At 71.8% G+C, this 16,551-nt stretch carries 10 protein-coding genes; 5 read left to right on the forward strand and 5 right to left on the reverse strand.

Features of this window, described 5'->3' with window-relative positions; genetic code table 11:
• Positions 1 to 71: 71 nt before the first annotated feature.
• Positions 72 to 1,925, forward strand: coding sequence for a CHAT domain-containing protein (locus tag U9J66_RS15360; protein ID WP_326338014.1), 1,854 nt, complete (start codon positions 72 to 74; stop codon positions 1,923 to 1,925).
• Positions 1,926 to 1,934: 9 nt separating this feature from the next.
• Here the strand turns inward: U9J66_RS15360 and U9J66_RS15365 are convergent, their stop codons facing one another.
• The 4 genes from U9J66_RS15365 to U9J66_RS15380 all read right to left on the reverse strand — a co-directional run bounded on the left by U9J66_RS15365 (position 1,935) and on the right by U9J66_RS15380 (position 7,041).
• Positions 1,935 to 2,588, reverse strand: a complete 654-nt coding sequence (locus tag U9J66_RS15365; RefSeq protein ID WP_014909536.1) for an MBL fold metallo-hydrolase — start codon at positions 2,586 to 2,588, stop codon at positions 1,935 to 1,937.
• Positions 2,589 to 2,641: 53 nt separating this feature from the next.
• Positions 2,642 to 3,466: an enoyl-CoA hydratase-related protein gene (locus U9J66_RS15370; RefSeq protein WP_326338015.1), complete on the reverse strand. Its 825-nt coding sequence runs from the start codon at positions 3,464 to 3,466 to the stop codon at positions 2,642 to 2,644.
• 189 nt (positions 3,467 to 3,655) lie between these two features.
• Positions 3,656 to 4,252: a DUF5998 family protein gene (locus U9J66_RS15375; protein WP_202421429.1), complete on the reverse strand. Its 597-nt coding sequence runs from the start codon at positions 4,250 to 4,252 to the stop codon at positions 3,656 to 3,658.
• 68 nt (positions 4,253 to 4,320) lie between these two features.
• Positions 4,321 to 7,041 (reverse strand): bifunctional acetate--CoA ligase family protein/GNAT family N-acetyltransferase, encoded by a 2,721-nt coding sequence (locus tag U9J66_RS15380; RefSeq protein ID WP_014910451.1) that lies wholly within the window; start codon positions 7,039 to 7,041, stop codon positions 4,321 to 4,323.
• A gap of 264 nt (positions 7,042 to 7,305) precedes the next feature.
• Here U9J66_RS15380 and U9J66_RS15385 point away from each other — a divergent pair, with 264 nt between their 5' ends.
• Positions 7,306 to 8,241, forward strand: a complete 936-nt coding sequence (locus U9J66_RS15385; protein ID WP_014910637.1) for a carbohydrate kinase family protein — start codon at positions 7,306 to 7,308, stop codon at positions 8,239 to 8,241.
• 101 nt (positions 8,242 to 8,342) lie between these two features.
• On the opposite strand, the gene U9J66_RS15390 is transcribed toward U9J66_RS15385, so the two are convergent.
• On the reverse strand, positions 8,343 to 10,499 hold the full coding sequence (locus tag U9J66_RS15390) for a RecQ family ATP-dependent DNA helicase (protein WP_161110320.1): 2,157 nt from the start codon (positions 10,497 to 10,499) through the stop codon (positions 8,343 to 8,345).
• Positions 10,500 to 10,770: 271 nt separating this feature from the next.
• On the opposite strand from U9J66_RS15390, the gene U9J66_RS15395 reads away from it, so the two are divergent.
• The 3 genes from U9J66_RS15395 to U9J66_RS15405 all read left to right on the forward strand — a co-directional run bounded on the left by U9J66_RS15395 (position 10,771) and on the right by U9J66_RS15405 (position 16,383).
• A complete protein-coding gene (locus U9J66_RS15395; RefSeq protein ID WP_326338016.1) occupies positions 10,771 to 13,101 on the forward strand; it encodes a glycosyl hydrolase in 2,331 nt (776 codons plus the stop codon).
• Between the two features lie 232 nt (positions 13,102 to 13,333).
• On the forward strand, positions 13,334 to 15,832 hold the full coding sequence (locus tag U9J66_RS15400; RefSeq protein WP_042284853.1) for a DNA gyrase/topoisomerase IV subunit A: 2,499 nt from the start codon (positions 13,334 to 13,336) through the stop codon (positions 15,830 to 15,832).
• A gap of 20 nt (positions 15,833 to 15,852) precedes the next feature.
• Positions 15,853 to 16,383, forward strand: coding sequence for a beta-class carbonic anhydrase (locus tag U9J66_RS15405; protein ID WP_014912508.1), 531 nt, complete (start codon positions 15,853 to 15,855; stop codon positions 16,381 to 16,383).
• Positions 16,384 to 16,551: the final 168 nt, after the last annotated feature.

A 16,551-nucleotide genomic window follows, 5' to 3' on the forward strand; every position in this document is an offset into this window, starting at 1 on the left:
ACGCTTCCTCCCTCCCCTTCCCGCTGCTATCACTGAAGACGGTCGACCCCCTCGGTGAAAGGCGGCCGAACGTGTCCCCCTGCGCGTTCCCCGATCCCCCGCACACCCCCACCTCATCGCACGACGAACACGCGGTCCTGATCACCGCCCGCCCCCTGCTGTCCCGGATCTCCCTCGGGGTCGGGCTGGCCGGAGCGGGCCGCGTCGAGGAGGGCGTCACCCTTCTGGAGAACCTCCATCGGTCGCTGCGCGGCCACCCCGTCTCCGAGATCCCTTCGGTGTTACCGGGCGTGCTCGTCGATCTGGGGCTGGCCCAGGCGCTGGCCGGCCGTTTCGGCGCCGCGGCCGAGCACCTGGATGAGGCCCGTTCCCTGGCCGCTTCCAGGAACCTCGTCCTGCTCGACACGGTGGCCCGTCAGAACCAGGGATGCCTGGCCCTGTACCGGGGCGAGACCGCCGAGGCCATCGGCACCTTCCGGGAGCTCGTACCGGTGGTCCCCGAGAGGCGACGCGAGGCGCTGCGCACCGACCTGGCCGAGGCCCTGCTCGCCGGCGGACTGATCGAGGAGGCGGGGCGCACCCTGGCGGAGTCGCCCTGGCGGGACGGGGAACCGGGGTCCGCCCGCACCCTGGTGGAGGCCGGGTTCCATCTGTCGTGCGGCGACCATCGGGCGGCCCTGCACCTGGCCCGTCGGGTCCGCCTGCGCACCGGGCGGGGCACGGCCTGGCACCGGCTCGCCTCCCGTCTGGAGAGGGTCGCCCTGCGAGCACCCGGCCGTCCGACGGGGCGGGTCCGCGCGTCCTCGTCCTCCGGGCGAAGGCGGTCCACGGACCCGGGCCTTCCCCGGTCGGGTCCGGCGGCACACGATCTCCCTCTGGTGCGTGCCGGGTTGGAGCGGGCGCTGGCCCACGGCGACCCCTCGTCCGCGCTGGAATGGGCCGAAGGGCTCCGGCCGGCGGCGATGGCCCGCCTCCGCCGGGGGCGATCGGCCCCGCCCTCTCCGGGGACGGTGAACGAACCGGTGCGGGAGCGACTGTTCGCCTCCCTGGACGGGCGGGCCTTCGTGCACTACGTCGCGGCCGAACATCGGGCACTGGCCCTGGTCGCGGTGGCCGGACGGGTCCACTCGGTCTCGTTGGGCCCGCTCCTACGGATACGTCGACTGCTCGCCCATATGCGGTACACGTACACGTCGACGGTGACCGAGGAGGCGCCACCGCGTATCCCGACCGAGGTCGGCCGGGCCCTCCTCGATCCGATCCTGCCCCTCGTGGGCGCCCGGGCCCTGGTCGTCACCGGGGAGCCCTACCTCGGCGATCCGCCCTGGGGGCTGTTCCCCGGGGCGCGCGACCGCCCGATCACCGTGGTCGCCACGGCCCGGGCACGCGTGGAACGCTCCCCCGCCCGGGATCCGCGCCGCGTCCTGCTGGCCGCCGCGGCGGGCCCCGAGGGCGCGGGAACCGAGGTACGCGCCCTGTCCGGGATCCACCCGGAGGCGCGGATCATGCGGAGCGTACGCAGGGGCCGGCTCCTGGCGGCCCTGGCGGGCGCGGACCTGGCCCACCTGGCCGGACACGGTCGCGTCGACGAGAACGCCCCGCTCCGCCCCCGAATGGAACTGAGCGACGGTCCGCTCCTGCCCCACGACCTGACACGGCTCCCCTCGGCGCCGAGGACGGTGGTCCTGGCCACCTGCTGGGGCGGACACGGCTTCCTCTCCGGCCAGGGCGGACCGGGCGGGTTCGCCGGAGCCCTGACCTCCCTGGGCACGCGCACCGTGGTGGCGAGCCCGCTGCCGGTCCCCGACGGGCCCACCGGCGAGGCCGCGCACGACTTCCATCGGGCCCTGCGCGAAGGGACCGACCCGTCCGAAGCGGTCTCCGCGCATCTCGGACGGGTCGGTTTCTGCTGCTACGTCGGTTGAACGGCCCGGCTACCAGCCGCGCTCGCTCCACTCGGACAGGTGCGGGCGCTCCGCTCCCAGCGTGGTGTCCTTGCCGTGGCCGGGGTAGACCCAGGTGTCGTCGGCCAGAGCGCCGAACACACGCTCGGACACGTCGCCGAACAGGGTGCGGAAGTCCGCGTCGGACCAGGTCTTGCCGACCCCGCCCGGGAAGAGGCTGTCCCCGGTGAACAGGTGGGTGTGCCCCTCGGGGTCGTCGTAGCGCAGGGCGATCGATCCGGGTGTGTGGCCGCGCAGGTGGATCACGGTGAGCGCGCAGTCCCCGACGGGGACGGTGCTGCCGTGGGTGACGGGCTCGTCCACCGACACCGGAAGCTCGTCGGCGTCGTCGGGGTGGGCGACCGTGCGGGCGCCGGTCTGGCCCACGACCTCGGCCAGAGCCTGCCAGTGGTCCTGGTGGCGGTGGGTCGTGACCACGCGGGCCAGCCCGTCCTCCCCGATCATCTCCAGGACACGGTCGGGTTCGGCCGCGGCGTCGATGAGGACCGCCTCCCCCGTCGCGCGGCAGCGCAGGAGGTAGGCGTTGTTGTCCATCGGGCCCACGGCCAGCTTGGTGATCGTCAGATGCGGTAGTTGGCGCAGGTCGGCGGGGCCGCCGACCCTGGTATCTCCGGAGTAGCTCACCCGACCATTGTGACCTGTCGTGGAGAGCGGGTGTACCCAGGTCGACGACGGGCTCATCGAGACCAGCGGGGAGGGCGTTTCTCGAAGAAGGCCGTCCGCCCCTCGACCGCGTCCTCACCGGCGAAGAACCCCGCCGAGAGCTCCCCCAGGCGGGCGAACTCGTCCGCGCGCCGCTCGGGAAGGATCCGCTCCCCGCCGGCGAGCTCGCCGATGAGCTCCTTGGTCCGGGCCAGCGCCTTCGGGGCGGCGGCCCGCATCCCCTGGAGCACGTTCTCCAGCTCCTCCTCCATCTCCCCCTCCGGAACCGCGCGGGTGAGGAGCCCGGCCTCGACCGCGGCCTCGGCGTCGAACACCTCGCCGGTGAGGAGGTAGCGGCTGAACTGGCGGGGGTGCATCCGCGCGGACAGAGGGAGGGAGATGATCGCCGGAACGACGCCGATGCGCACCTCGGTGAAGGCGAAGGTCGCCTCGGCGGGCGCCAGGGCGATGTCGGCGGCGGCGACCAGGCCGATCCCGCCCGCCCGCGCGGGGCCGTTGAGGAGGGCCACCACCGGTTTGGGGCCGGCCATGATCCGCTCGAAGATCTCCGGCAGCTCGGGCGCGGGCTCGACCGGCTCCCCCCTGAGGGCGGCACCGACCTCCTTGAGGTCCGCGCCCGCGCTGAAGATGGGGCCGGTGCCGGTGAGCACCACCGCGCGCACCTCGTCGTCGTCCATCGCCGCGCCGAGGGCCTCGAAGAGACCGGCGCGCAGCCGCGCGGACAGGGCGTTGCGGTTGCGCGGGGAGTCGAGGGTGATCGTGGCGACGGCCCGGTCGACGCTCGACCGCACGAGCGGGGTGTCGTCCGAGGGGGTCGCGGACGTCGGGTGCTGCGTCATCGCGGACTCGCCTTTCTCCGTTGGGCGCCCACGCCGGCCGAGATCACGGCGCGGAGCACTCGTTCGACCCACGGTCCGTGGGTGTCGGGTGGATCACACGCTAGCGCTCCACGGCCCGCGGGCCCCACACCGACCCCGCACGCACGAGGGCCGGGGACCGTGACGGTCCCCGGCCCTCGTGTCCTCGGGTCACCTTCCCCGGGCCGCCCGCGACAACGCGTCCGAGAAGTGGAGCATCGAGGCGACGGCCTCGGCCCCGTCGGCCGCCTCACTGACCCTCAGGGTCAGGGGCTCGGCGGTGACGGCACCGGTGTAACCGTGGTCGAGCTCGCAGCTCTCGTCGGCGCAGGAGGCCGGTTCCAGGTCGATGTGGGCGACGGCACCCCAGTTCACCGACAGGTTGACGCTGAGCACCAGTTCGCTGGGGGTGCTCCCCGGCGTGTACTGGGCCGGGTTGGGCACCACCCGGGTCAGCGCCACGGACTGGACGTTGCCCAGTTGGATGCTGTCGGTGGTGGTGGAGGCGTGCGAGGCGCCGCCGGGCTCCGTCGGTGGGTGCTCGTCGGTGTGGCACACCACGAGCCGGGTCGCGGTCAACAGCATCACGGTGATGTGACGCCGCATCTCCATCGCCGGGTCGAAGGTCGCCTCGTGGTGCACGATGAACGCCTCGGCGTCCTCATCACCCAGGGTGGTGGCGACGGCGTCGATGACCAGAGCCGGGTAGTACCCGCTCCGTTCGATCTCCAGCCGCCAGTCCGTGGGCACGGCACGTGTTTTCCTCATACCTCTATCCTGCCCCCTTCCGGCGACACTTCGCGACCTGCCACCGAAACGGGAGACCCACTGCCGGATCAGAACGTCACCCCGCGCAACCTCCTGGGGCCGGAGTCCGGACGCACCTCGGGCGCCTCGCGCAGCCACATGCGGGCTCCGAGGACGTGGGCGCCGGTGGCGTTCACCAGAACCGGGTCCAGATCCACGTAACCGATCTCGGGGAAGGCCTCGACCAGGCGGGACACCCGGACCAGCAGCTCCTCCAAGGCCTCCACGTCGGGCTGTTCGGCCAGCGAGGTGGCGCCCGCCGGCAGTCCGAACAACAGCGGGGCGGCCCGGACCGCGTGGATGAGGTCGGCCGCGTCCATGTCGGTCAGCGGGGCCAGCCGGAAGGAACGGTCGTCCAACAGCTCTGCGGTGACGTCGGCCAGCCCGAAGGAGACCACCGAACCGAAGGAGCGGTTGTCGCCGGCGCGCACCACCGTGGGCACGCCCGGGGCCGCCATCCGCTGCACCACCAGCTCGGCTTCGCCGCCGAAGCGGTCGTACAGGGACAGGTAGGCGCTGCGCACGTCGTCGGGGGTGCGCAGGTCGGCGCGGACGAACGTGCCTCCGGCGCGGACCCGCAGGTCGGGGGCGTCGGCTTTGACCACCGCCGGGTAGCCCAGCTCTCCGGCGGCGACCACGGCCTCGTCGGCCGAGTGGACCCGGATATCGGGGTAGGCGGCGATGCCGTAGCAGGACAGCAGCTCGTGCGTGTCCTCGTTGGAGATCGCCGTCTCCTCGTCGTAGCGGCGTTCGCCGCCGAACCAGGCGACCTCGTCCTTGGCCGCGTCGGCCTTGGACAGGGCCCGGGAGACGACGGAGCGGGCGCGGGCGCCGTCGATGTCGGGCAGTTCGGGATGGCGACCGGGCTTGCGGTCGCGCCACTGGGCGTAGCGGGTGGCGTGGGCCAGGGCGCGCACCGCGTCCTCGGGCGCCGGGTAGGAGGGCACCGAGCCGGGCAGCGTCTGGCCGAGGTCGCCGACGTGGCGCAGTTCCTCGGGCAGCCCCTGGCGTGCCAGGTAGGTGGCGACGATGGGCTTGTCCGACTCCAGGGAGCGGGCGCGCAGGACCCGGGCGACGTCGTCGCCGATCGGTTGCAGGGCCGGGACGAACACCACCACGACCGAGTGCACGTCGTCGGCGGCCAGGGCGGTCCGGAGCGCGTTGTCGAAGTCCTCGGCGGTGGCCTGCGGGCCCAGGTTGACCGGTTCGTGGGGCTTGAGCCCCTGACGCACGGCGGCGTCCTTGACCAACAGTTCCAGGGAGTCGGAGTTGCCGATGACGCCCACGCGCGGCCCCGCGGGCAGCGGCTGGTAGGCGAAGAGCTGGGCGGCGTCGAACATCTGCGTGATGTCGTCCACGCGCACCACCCCGGCCTGCTGGAACAGGGAGGTGACGGCGTAGTCGGGCAGGGCGAGCCCGCCCGCGGCGTGACCGGTGGGGGTGGCCTGCGCGGAACCTCCGCTGCGCACCGCCACGACCGGCTTCTGCTTGGCCAGACGCCGGGCCAGCCGGGTGAACTTGCGCGGGTTGCCCAGGGACTCCAGGTACTGGAGCACGACCTTGGTGGAGGGGTCCTCCTGCCAGTACTGCATGAGGTCGTTGCCGGAGACGTCGGCGCGGTTGCCCGCGGAGACGAAGGTCGACAGCCCCATCCCGCGTTCGGCGACCCGCTGGAGGATCGCCCGGCCCAGGGCACCGGACTGGGAGAAGAAGCCGATCGGCCCGGGGGCGGGCAGGTCCGGGGAGAGGGTGGCGTTGAGGGAGATCGCGGGATCGGTGTTGGCCACGCCCAGACAGTTGGGGCCCACCACGCGCATCCCCGCGGCACGTGCCGTGCGCACCAGCTCGTCCTGGCGGGCCCGACCCTCGGGGCCGATCTCGCCGAAGCCCGAACTGACCACGACCAGACCGTGCACCCCCTTCTCCGCGCACTGCTCGACCACGTCGACGACCATGTCGGCGCGGACCGCCACCACCGCCAGGTCGACCTGGTCGGGGACGTCCAGGATGGAGGGGTAGGCCCGCACGCCCACGACGGCCTTGGCCTCGGGGTGGACCGGGTAGACCGGCCCCTGGAACTCGCCGTTCAGAAGGTTGCGCAGCGCCGTCTGCCCGATGGTGTGGGCGGTGCGGCTGGCCCCGATGACCGCCACCGACTCGGGGAAGAGCAGGCGGGCTATGGACCGGGACTCGGCCCGCTGTTCACGGGCCCGCATGACCTCCTGGGAGCCGTCCGTGGGCTGAAGGTCCAGGGTCAGCCGGATGACGCCCTCGTCGAAGGTCTGCTGGGCCGTGTACCCGGCCTCACGGAAGACGTTGATCATCCGACGGTTCTCGGGCAGCACGTCGGCGATGAAACGGCGCATGCCGCGTTCGCGCGCGGCCGCCCCGATGTGCTCCAGCAGGACCGAGGCCAGGCCCCGACCCTGATGTCCGTCCTCCACGACGAAGGCGACCTCCGCCTCCTCCGGGGCGACCTTGTCGTAGCGCACCACGGCGACCAGGGAGTCGGAGATGGTGGCGACCAAGGCCACACGGTCCTCGTAGTCGACCGTGGTGAAACGTTGGACGTCACGGTCGGAGAGTTTGGGGTAGGGCGCGAAGAACCGGTAGTAGATGGTCTCCGGCGAGAGCCTGGAGTGGAACTCGCGCAGCAGGTCGGCGTCGTCAGGGGTGATGGGGCGCAGGTGCGCGGTGCCTCCGTCGGTCAGAACGACGTCGGCTTCCCAGTGGTTCGGGTAGGACTGCACGACTGTGAGACTAGACGACAAACGGCCGAATCCGGAGAAAGTCCATGCGGTCCGTCTGAAATCACCGCCCCACGGCCGGTTCGTGGGCGCCGGTTCCGCCCGACTCCGCATACTCTGTTCCAGTGGGTCCCAGGACCCGACGGCGCCGACGTTCCCGCGTACCGGAGCGCTGTCACTTCGTTACCCGACCCTGATCGTTCACCTGTTAACGTCGGGCGGGCACAGGTTCTCAACGCTCGGTGGTGGCTGGCGAAAATGACACGAGTGGTCGTGATCGGTGATCTGATGACCGACGCAGTCGCGCGCGCATTCCACCCGTTGGCCCGGGGCAGTGACACCCCCGCCTCGGTGGTCATGTACGGCGGCGGTTCGGGGGCCAACATCGCCTCTTGGCTGGCGGTCGAGGGCACCGAGACGACGTTCGTGGGTCGCCGCGGCTCCGACATCACCGGCCGTACGCGTGAGATGGAGCTCATGGGCTACGGCCTGGACTCGCGCATGGTCATGGACCCCGAGCGCCCGACCGGCACCTGCGTCGTCATGATCACGCACAGGGGCGACCGGACGATGCTCAGCGACCCCGGGGCCAACGCCAGGCTCCAGCCCGAGGACCTGCCCCGAGACGTCTTCTCCTCCGACGGCCACCTCCACGTGTCCGGCTACACCCTGATCAACTCCGACTCGCGCCGCGCGGCCCGGGTGGCCCTGCGCATGGCCCGCGAGAGCGGCATGTCCATCTCGGTGGACGGTGGTTCGCACGCCCCGCTGGAACGCGCCGGCGCGGAGAACTTCCTGGACTGGACCGAGGGCGCCCGTCTGCTCTTCGTCAACGTCGACCAGGCCCGGGTGCTGACCGGCCGCGACGACGCCGAGGCCGCCGCCAAGGTGTTGACCGCCTGGTTCCCCAACGTCGTCATCAAGCTCGGTGGGGAGGGCGGGCTGTGGGCCTCCAAGACCCGTGAGGACTGTGTGACCGCCCCGGCCGAACCGGTGGATCCGTCCCCGGGTTCGGTGGGCGCCGGCGACGCCTTCATCGCCGGGTTCCTGCCCGCGTGGCTGGCGGGCCGCCACCCCAAAGAGGCCCTGGGCCGGGCCAGCAGGCTGGCCGCCCGCGCCCTGCACCAACCCGGTGCCCGTCCCGACCTGGGCGAGGGGCAGCCGGTGCGCCGTGGCGCCCCCAGGGGCCAGCGCCTGCGCTGACACGTTCTTCGCGGGGCCCGTGGTCGACGACCACGGGCCCCGCTCTCGTCCTCGGGCGGGGAGCGCCTCGGGCACCGGAGCCGGAGCCCGAGGCCGGCGGATCAGCCGCCGGTGGTGGCCAGGGTGAGCGGCAGGACCCGTGGCGCCCCGGCCTTGCGCAGCAGTGCCGCGCCCACGGTCAGGCTCCATCCGCTGTCGACCATGTCGTCCACCAGCAGCAGCGGGCCCGGACGGGTGCGCTGCGACTCGGCCACCCTCTCCTGGAGTTCGGGGTCGGCCACCAGCTCCGAGTACACCTGTTCCAGGCGCATCGCGCTGTTGTGCCGCCGGGTGCCCGGGCCGCGGCCGGTGCGGTAGGAGAGCGAGCCCAGCGGGGTGAGCCTGCCCAACGAGGAGAGCCGGGACGCCAGGTCGGCGACCAGGGTCGGCCTGGTGAGCGAGGGCATCGCCACCACGCCCACGGGGCGCTCCTCCCAGTTCCAGGAGGCCAGTACCCGCACCACGCCCTGGAGCACACGTTCGTCCACCGGGGCGTCGGGCGCGTCCTCGGCGAGCACACGGCGCAGCTCGGTCCCCCAGCCGATGTCGGTGAGACGGCCCAGGGCCCGCCCCTCGTCGGCGCGCAGCTCGGGCGGGATCTTTCCGGACAGACGCACGCCGAGGGTGTCCATCCCCGTCGGCCACTGGCGACGGGGGGCGATCGGCGTTCCGGGCCGGTCCAGGTGGTCGGTGGCGGCCTCGCGCCGGCCCGCGTCCACCTCGGTGGGCCAGTACCGGCCGGTGCACACGTCGCAGCGTCCGCAGGCCACGGCCTCGGGGTCGTCGAGCTGACGGCGGAGGAACTCCATCCGGCAGGTGTCGGTGGCGATGTAGTCGAGCATGGCCCGCTGTTCACGCTCGCGCGCGGCGGCGACCTGCGCGTAGCGTGCGGAGTCGTAGGTCCACGGCCGCCCGGTGGCGATCCAGCCACCGCGCACCCGGCGCACCGCCCCGTCCACGTCCAGCACCTTCAGCATCTGTTCCAGCCGGGTGCGGCGCAGGTCCACCCGGGTCTCCAGGTGGGCCGGGGAGAGCGGCCCCTCGGCCTCGGCGAGCACGTCGAGGGTGCGGCGGACGGTCTCCTCCGGCGGGAAGGACAGCCCGGCGAAGTACTCCCAGATCTGCACGTCCTCGCGGCCCGGGAGCAGGATCACCTCGGCCCGTTCGACGCCACGTCCGGCACGGCCGACCTGCTGGTAGTAGGAGATCGGCGACTGCGGCGCGCCCAGGTGGGCGACGAAGCCGAGGTCGGGCTTGTCGAAGCCCATGCCCAGGGCGCTGGTGGCCACGAGCGCCTTGACCCGGTTGTCCAGGAGAGCGTCCTCGGCCGCCCGGCGTTCGTCGGGGTCGGTCTGGCCGGTGTAGGCGAGGACCTCCACACCCTGCTCGTTCAGGAAGCGGGCGGTCTCCTGGGCGGCGGAGACGGTGAGCGTGTACACGATGCCCGAACCGGGGATCTCGGGCAGGTGCTCGGCCAGCCAGCCGAGCCTGGAGGTGGCGTCGGGCAGCTCGACCACGCTCAGGCGCAGGCTCTCGCGCTCCAGGGTGCCGCGCAGGACCAGGGTGTCGGCCCGATCGTCCCCGGCCTGGAGCTGTTCGGCGACGTCGTGGGTGACGCGTTCGTTGGCGGTGGCGGTGGTGGCCAGCACCGGGACGCCGTCGGGCAGGTCGTGCAGCAGGGAGCGGATCCGGCGGTAGTCCGGACGGAAGTCGTGTCCCCAGTCGGAGACGCAGTGCGCCTCGTCGATCACGACCAGCCCGGCCCCGGCGGCGAGTTCGGGCAGCACCCGGTCGCGGAACTCCGGGTTGTTGAGCCGTTCGGGGCTGACCAGGAGCACGTCGACCCGGCCCTGGGCGACCTCGGCGTAGGTCTCCTCCCAGGCCGTGGTGTTGGAGCTGTTGATGGTGCGCGCGTGGATGCCGGCCCGTTCGGCGGCGGCGATCTGGTTGCGCATCAGGGCCAGGAGCGGGGAGACGATGACGGTGGGCCCGGCCCCCTCGGCACGGCGCAGGGCGGTGGCCACGAAGTACACCGCCGACTTGCCCCAGCCGGTGCGTTGGACGACCAGGGCCCGGCGTCGTTCGGCGACCAGGGCGTGGATGGCGGTCCACTGGTCCTCGCGCAGCCGGGCGCCGTCCCCAGCCAGGGCTCGGAGGTGTTCCTCGGCGCGTTCGCGCAGGGCGCCGAGATCGGTGGTGAGGTCCGTGGGAGTGGCCATGTCCTCTTTGGTACCAGAGACGGAGGGGCCTCAGGCGCCTGTCCACAGGGACGGTTCCGCACTTTCGCCGGAGCGTCCCCGCCCCGGGCGGCCCGGTGGGGCGGCGGGGCCGGATCCGAGCTCCGGGGTCACAGAACGGAAACGTTCTCGTTATGTGCCATTGCGTTCACACGGTGTGACCCGAACACTTTGCGCAAGGCCCCGTCTTCTGCGAATGGGAGCGCTCCCGCTCCCTTTCGCCTCCCGCTGAGAAGCACGAAAGGCACACGATATGAAACCCCTCTCCCCCGCTCGATACGCCCACCGACGCCCGCGGTCCCGCGGAGGCGGACTCGGTCTGTTCGCCGCGGCCACTGCGCTCGTGATGGGCGGCTCCGCCCTCGCGCTCACCGGTTCGGGGGCGGACGACGCCGCCCCCGTCTCCGCCGAGGGATCCACCGAGGTCCCCGTGGGTTCCGGCGGCTACACGACCGTCCTTCCCGAAGGGCGCTCCGGCCCCTCCGACCTCGACGGCGCCCCGGTCTCCCCCAAGGTCACCGACGACTTCGAGGGCCCCGCCCCCACCAACGAGTGGTGGTCCTCGCTGATCTTCCAGCGCTACCCGGACAACCCCTACGGCGAGAACCTGTTCGCCCACCCGCTCAACTTCCTGCCCCACTCCGGCGGCCTGGACATGGGGCACTCCGATACGCCCACCCTCGTCGGCGACGACCTCAAGTACGAGTACACCGCCGCCTCCGACCTCACCCTGGGCGTGACCGGCCTGGACTCCCCCGACACCCGCACCGCCGACCACGGCGACTGGACCGTCACCGCCCATTGGGAGGGCGGCGGCCCGACCCTGCGCGTCACCCTCGGCCAAGGGCTGCCGTTCGCCTACGCCGAGACCTCCGGAGCGGACGCCCGGGTGACCTTCGACGGCGCACCCGAGGTCTGGCACGAGGACGGCTCGACCGTCGGAGTCACCGTCAACGGCCGCCACTACGCCCTGTTCTCGCCCTCGGACGCTCCCTGGACCCTGGAGGGCGAGGCCCTCACCGCCGCCACCGGGGACGAGGGGTACTACTCCGCGGCGCTCCTGCCCTCCCCCGACGACCTGGACCGTTTCGCCCCCTACGCCCACTCCTTCGTCACCGGCTCCGTGGTGGAGTACGACTACGACGAGTCCGCCGCCACCCTGACCAGCACCTACCGACTGGAGACCGAGGCGCGCGAGGGAGAGGAGACCGGCACCCTCATGGCGCTCTACCCGCACCAGTGGGAGAACGCCACCGGAGACCTCACCGACCTGACCTACGCCTCGCCCCGAGGCGAGATGCGGGTCTCGGAGGGGTCGTCCTTCACCACCGAGCTCACCACCCAGGGCATCATGCCCTCGCTGCCCACCGTCGACGAGGCCGACCACGACCGGATGGCCGCGCTGATCGACGAGGTCCTGGCCGAGGAGGAGCTCTTCCCCGAACCCGGTGACACCTACTGGGACGGCAAGGCCATGGGTCGCCTGGCCCAGCTCGTGCCCATCGCCGACTCGATCGGACGCACCGAGGCCCGGGACGAACTCCTGGACCTGGTCAAGGGCCGTCTGGAGGACTGGCTGACCGTCGGGGGCGCCCGCCAGTTCCACCACGACGCCGAATGGGGCGCCATGCTCGGCTTCCCCGACAGCTTCGGGGCCGCGACGGAACTCAACGACCACGACTTCCACTACGGCTACTTCGTCTCGGCGGCGGCCATGGTCGCCCGCTACGACGCCGAGTGGGCCGACGAGGACGCCTGGGGCGGCATGATCCGCCTGCTCATCGAGGACGTGGCCGGGACCGACCCCGACAGCGAGATGTTCCCCCGTCTGCGCTCCTTCTCGCCCTACGCCGGACACGGCTGGGCCTCCGGTCACGCCGGCTTCGCCTCCGGCAACAACCAGGAGTCCTCCTCCGAGGGCATGCACTTCGCCGCCGCCACCGCCCACTTCGGCGCGTTGACGGGAGACGAGGAACTGCGCGACCTCGGCGTCTACCTGCACACCACCCAGGCCTCCACCGTCGCCCGCTACTGGCAGAACCAGGGCGGCGGCACCTTCCCGGAGGAGTACCCCGAGGACGTGGTCGGCATGGTCTGGGGCGACGGCGGCGACTACCGGATCTGGTGGGACGGCGGCCACGAGGAGCACTACGGCATCAACTACCTGCCCATCACCGCGGGCTCCCTGTACCTGGGCCACGACCCCGAGCACGCCGGGGCGGTCTACGACTCCCTGGTCGACAAGATCGGTGGCGAGCCGGACGTGTGGCGCGACATCCACTGGGCCCACCGCGCCCTCTCCGACGGCGATGACGCCCTGAGGATGTTCGAGGAGCAGTGGGACACCTACGAGCCGGAGGCCGGCGGTTCCGTGCCGCACACCTACCAGTGGGTCTCCACGCTCGCCGCGTTCGGGACCGTGGACGTGTCCGTCACCGCCGACACCGCGCACTACGCGGTCTTCGACAAGGAGGGTGAGCGCACCTACACGGCGTTCAACCCCACCGCGGAGGCGCTCACCGTCACCTTCTCCGACGGCACCTCCCTGGAGGTCCCCGCGCGTCAGGTCGCCGTGACGAACTGACCGAACCGATCCGAGCGTCCCCGCCCCGTGCCCCGGGCGGGGACGCTCTCCCGTCGTTCCCGAGGCCGACCGAGGGGCCGACACACCGGTCGGAGACGTCCACCGCACCCTGTTCCGGACGCGGTGGATCCCGCCCGGAACAGGGGCGGAACCCGGGTGCCGCGCGGCTCACACACGCCCGACCGCTCATCCGTGTACGTTTCAGTCACCGGGGCACGCCAGAATTACGGACATGGCCCGTACTACTTCCCGTCCCCCTGAGGATCTCGCCGAGAAGATCATCGACATCGACGTCTCCGAGGAGATGCGCGGCAGTTTCCTGGAGTACGCGTACTCGGTGATCTACCAACGCGCTCTTCCCGACGCCCGGGACGGCATGAAACCCGTCCAACGGCGGATCCTCTATCAGATGAACGAGATGGGTCTGCGGCCCGACCGCGGACACGTCAAATGCGCCCGTGTGGTCGGGGAGGTGATGGGCCGCCTCCACCCCCATGGCGACTCGGCCATCTACGACGCCCTGGTGCGCCTCAGCCAGCCCTTCGCCATGCGCGTGCCGCTGGTGGACGGTCACGGCAACTTCGGTTCGCTCGGCGGCGACGACGCCCCCGCCGCCATGCGTTACACCGAGGCCCGCCTGGACAGCGCCGCCGAGCTGCTGGTCTCCTCCATCGACGAGGACGTCGTCGACTTCAAGCCCAACTACGACGGTCAGGAGACCGAGCCGGAGGTCCTGCCCGCGGCCTTCCCCAACCTCCTGGTCAACGGCGCCTCCGGCATCGCCGTGGGCATGGCCACCAACATGGCCCCGCACAACCTGGGCGAGGTGATCGCGGCCGCCCGGCACCTGATCGCCAACCCCGACGCCACCCTGGAGGAGCTCACCGAGTTCGTCCCGGGCCCGGACCTGCCCACCGGCGGCACCATCATGGGGCTGGACGGCGTCCGCGACGCCTACCGCAAGGGTCGCGGCACCTTCAAGACCCGGGCGACCGTGTCGATCGAGAAGGTCTCCGCCCGGCGCACCGGCCTGGTCATCACCGAGCTGCCCTACAGCGTCGGCCCCGAGAAGGTCGTCAGCCGCATCAAGGAGCTGGTGCAGTCCAAGAAGCTCCAGGGCATCTCCGACCTGAAGGACCTCACCGACCGCAACCAGGGCCTGCGGCTGGTCATCGAGCTCAAGAACGGCTTCAACCCCGAGGCCGTGCTGGAGGAGCTCTACCGCCTCACGCCGATGGAGGAGTCCTTCGGCATCAACAACGTGGCGCTGGTCGACGGCCAGCCCCAGACCCTGGGGCTGCGCGAGCTCCTCCAGGTCTACGTCGACCACCGTCTGAACGTGGTGCGTCGCCGCAGCGAGTACCGCCGCAAGAAGCGTCGGGAACGGCTCCACCTGGTCGACGGCCTGCTCATGGCGCTGCTCGACATCGACCGCGTGATCGCCCTCATCCGCGAGGCCGACGACACCGCCGCCGCGCGCGAGGCCCTCATGGGCGCCTACGACATGTCGGAGATCCAGGCGCGCTACATCCTCGACACTCCGCTGCGCCGCCTCACCCGGTTCGACCGGCTGGAGTTGGAGACCGAGCGGGACCGGCTCAACCAGGAGATCGACGACCTCACCTCGATCCTGGAGTCCGACAAGAAGCTCCGTCGGGTCGTGTCCAAGGAGCTCAACGAGGTCTCCAAGAAGTACGCGACGCCTCGCCGGACGCGTCTGCGCGAGAGCGACGGCGCCGCCCGCGCCGCGGTGATCCCGCTGGAGATGGCCGACCAGCCCTGCCACGTGGTGTTCGGTGTGGACGGGCACATCGCCCGTACCAAGGGCGCCGCCCTGCCGCGTCCCCACGAGGGTCTGCGCGTGCCGCACGACGCGATCCACGTCTCGGTGCCGACCACCTCGCGTTCCGACGTCGGCCTGGTCACCGATCTGGGCCGGATGATCCGTGTCCCGGTCGTGGAACTGCCGGAGCTGCCCGAACCGTCGGCGGAGGAGGAACAGGAGCGCCCGCCCCTGGCCTCGGGCCTGGACGTGGGCGAGTTCGTCCAGCTCGACGAGGGCGAGTCGGTGGTCACCGTGGTGTCGATGGACGCCCACGGCCCCGGTTTCGTCGTGGGCACCCGGGGCGGTGTGGTCAAGCGGGTCTCCCCGGACTATCCGCCCAACAAGGACGACTTCGAGATCATCACGCTCAAGGACGACGACCGCGTCATCGGGGCGACCCAGTTGTCCACCGGTGAGGAGGACCTCGCCTTCGTCACCTCCGAGGCGCAGTTGCTGCGCTTCTCCGCCGGCACCGTACGTCCCCAGGGCCGCCCCGCCACGGGGGTGGCCGGTGTACGTCTGGCCGAGGACGCCCACGTACTGTGGTTCGGTGCGGTTCCGAGCCCTGGAGATTCGGTCGTGGTGACCGTCTCCGGTGACAGCACCGCCCTGGCCGGTACGCAGGCCGGGTCGGCCAAGGTCACCCCGTTCGAGGCCTACCCCACCAAGGGACGGGCCACGGGCGGTGTGCGCTGTCACCGCTATCTCAAGGGCGAGGACACCCTGTTGTTCGCGTGGGTGGGACGCTCCCCCGCCCGGGCCTCGCGTGCCGACGGCAAGCCGGTCCGGCTGCCCGACCCCAGCGAGCGCCGCGACGGTTCGGGCGAGGCACTGCCGCGTGCCATCACCACCGTCGGCACCGGACAGACCGACAGCGGGATCACGGCCCCCGACAAGGGCGCCTGAGACGAGGGAGAAGAACCATCATGAGCTCGAACGAGAACGGCACCGTCCCCCCAGGGGCCTTCGACGACGTGTTCGAGGCCAACGCCTCCTACGCCGAGACCTACTCGCTGGCCGGCCTCAAGCCCGTGGCCGCCCGCGGTCTGGCCCTGGTGACGTGCATGGACTCGCGCATCGAGCCGTTGCAGATGCTGGGCCTCAAGCCCGGTGACGCCAAGATCCTGCGGAACGCGGGCGCCCGGGTCACGGACGACACCCTGCGCACCCTGGTCCTGGCGGTGTACCTGCTGGGCGTGGACCGTGTGCTGATCCTGCCGCACACCAACTGCAAGATGGCCTCGGTCCCGGGCGATGACACCGTGCACGACCTCATCCAGGAGGAGTACGGCGTGGACACCCGCAGCCTGGAGTTCCACACCAACGACGACCAGTTGGGCGCGCTCGCCCACGACCTGGAGCGGATCCGTCACCACCCGCTGCTTCCCGCGGGTCTGCCGGTGACCGGCGCCATCTACGACGTGGACACCGGACGGGTCGCCCCGACCGGTCTGTGAACGTGCTCCGGGCGCCCTGAGGTGTCGAGACGGACGGGGCCGGGGATCATTCCGGTGGGCGTGGGATCACGGCCGCCTCCCGGTACGGCCCCGCCCGTCTCGTCCTCCGCCCGGGGAACACGGTCACCTCGGCGACCGTTGTCCCCGAACGGTGTGACACGTCGAGAG

The sequence above is a fragment of the Nocardiopsis sp. LDBS1602 genome (genome assembly GCF_035818715.1).
GTDB lineage: Bacteria > Actinomycetota > Actinomycetes > Streptosporangiales > Streptosporangiaceae > Nocardiopsis > Nocardiopsis alba.

Coding starts and splice junctions, on each gene's coding strand:
- U9J66_RS15370 (WP_326338015.1), bottom strand. CDS start 3,466: ATGACGCAGCACCCGACGTCCGCGACCCCCTCGGACGACACCCCGCTC.
- U9J66_RS15375 (WP_202421429.1), bottom strand. CDS start 4,252: ATGAGGAAAACACGTGCCGTGCCCACGGACTGGCGGCTGGAGATCGAA.
- U9J66_RS15390 (WP_161110320.1), bottom strand. CDS start 10,499: ATGGCCACTCCCACGGACCTCACCACCGATCTCGGCGCCCTGCGCGAA.
- U9J66_RS15395 (WP_326338016.1), top strand. CDS start 10,771: ATGAAACCCCTCTCCCCCGCTCGATACGCCCACCGACGCCCGCGGTCC.
- U9J66_RS15400 (WP_042284853.1), top strand. CDS start 13,334: ATGGCCCGTACTACTTCCCGTCCCCCTGAGGATCTCGCCGAGAAGATC.
- U9J66_RS15405 (WP_014912508.1), top strand. CDS start 15,853: ATGAGCTCGAACGAGAACGGCACCGTCCCCCCAGGGGCCTTCGACGAC.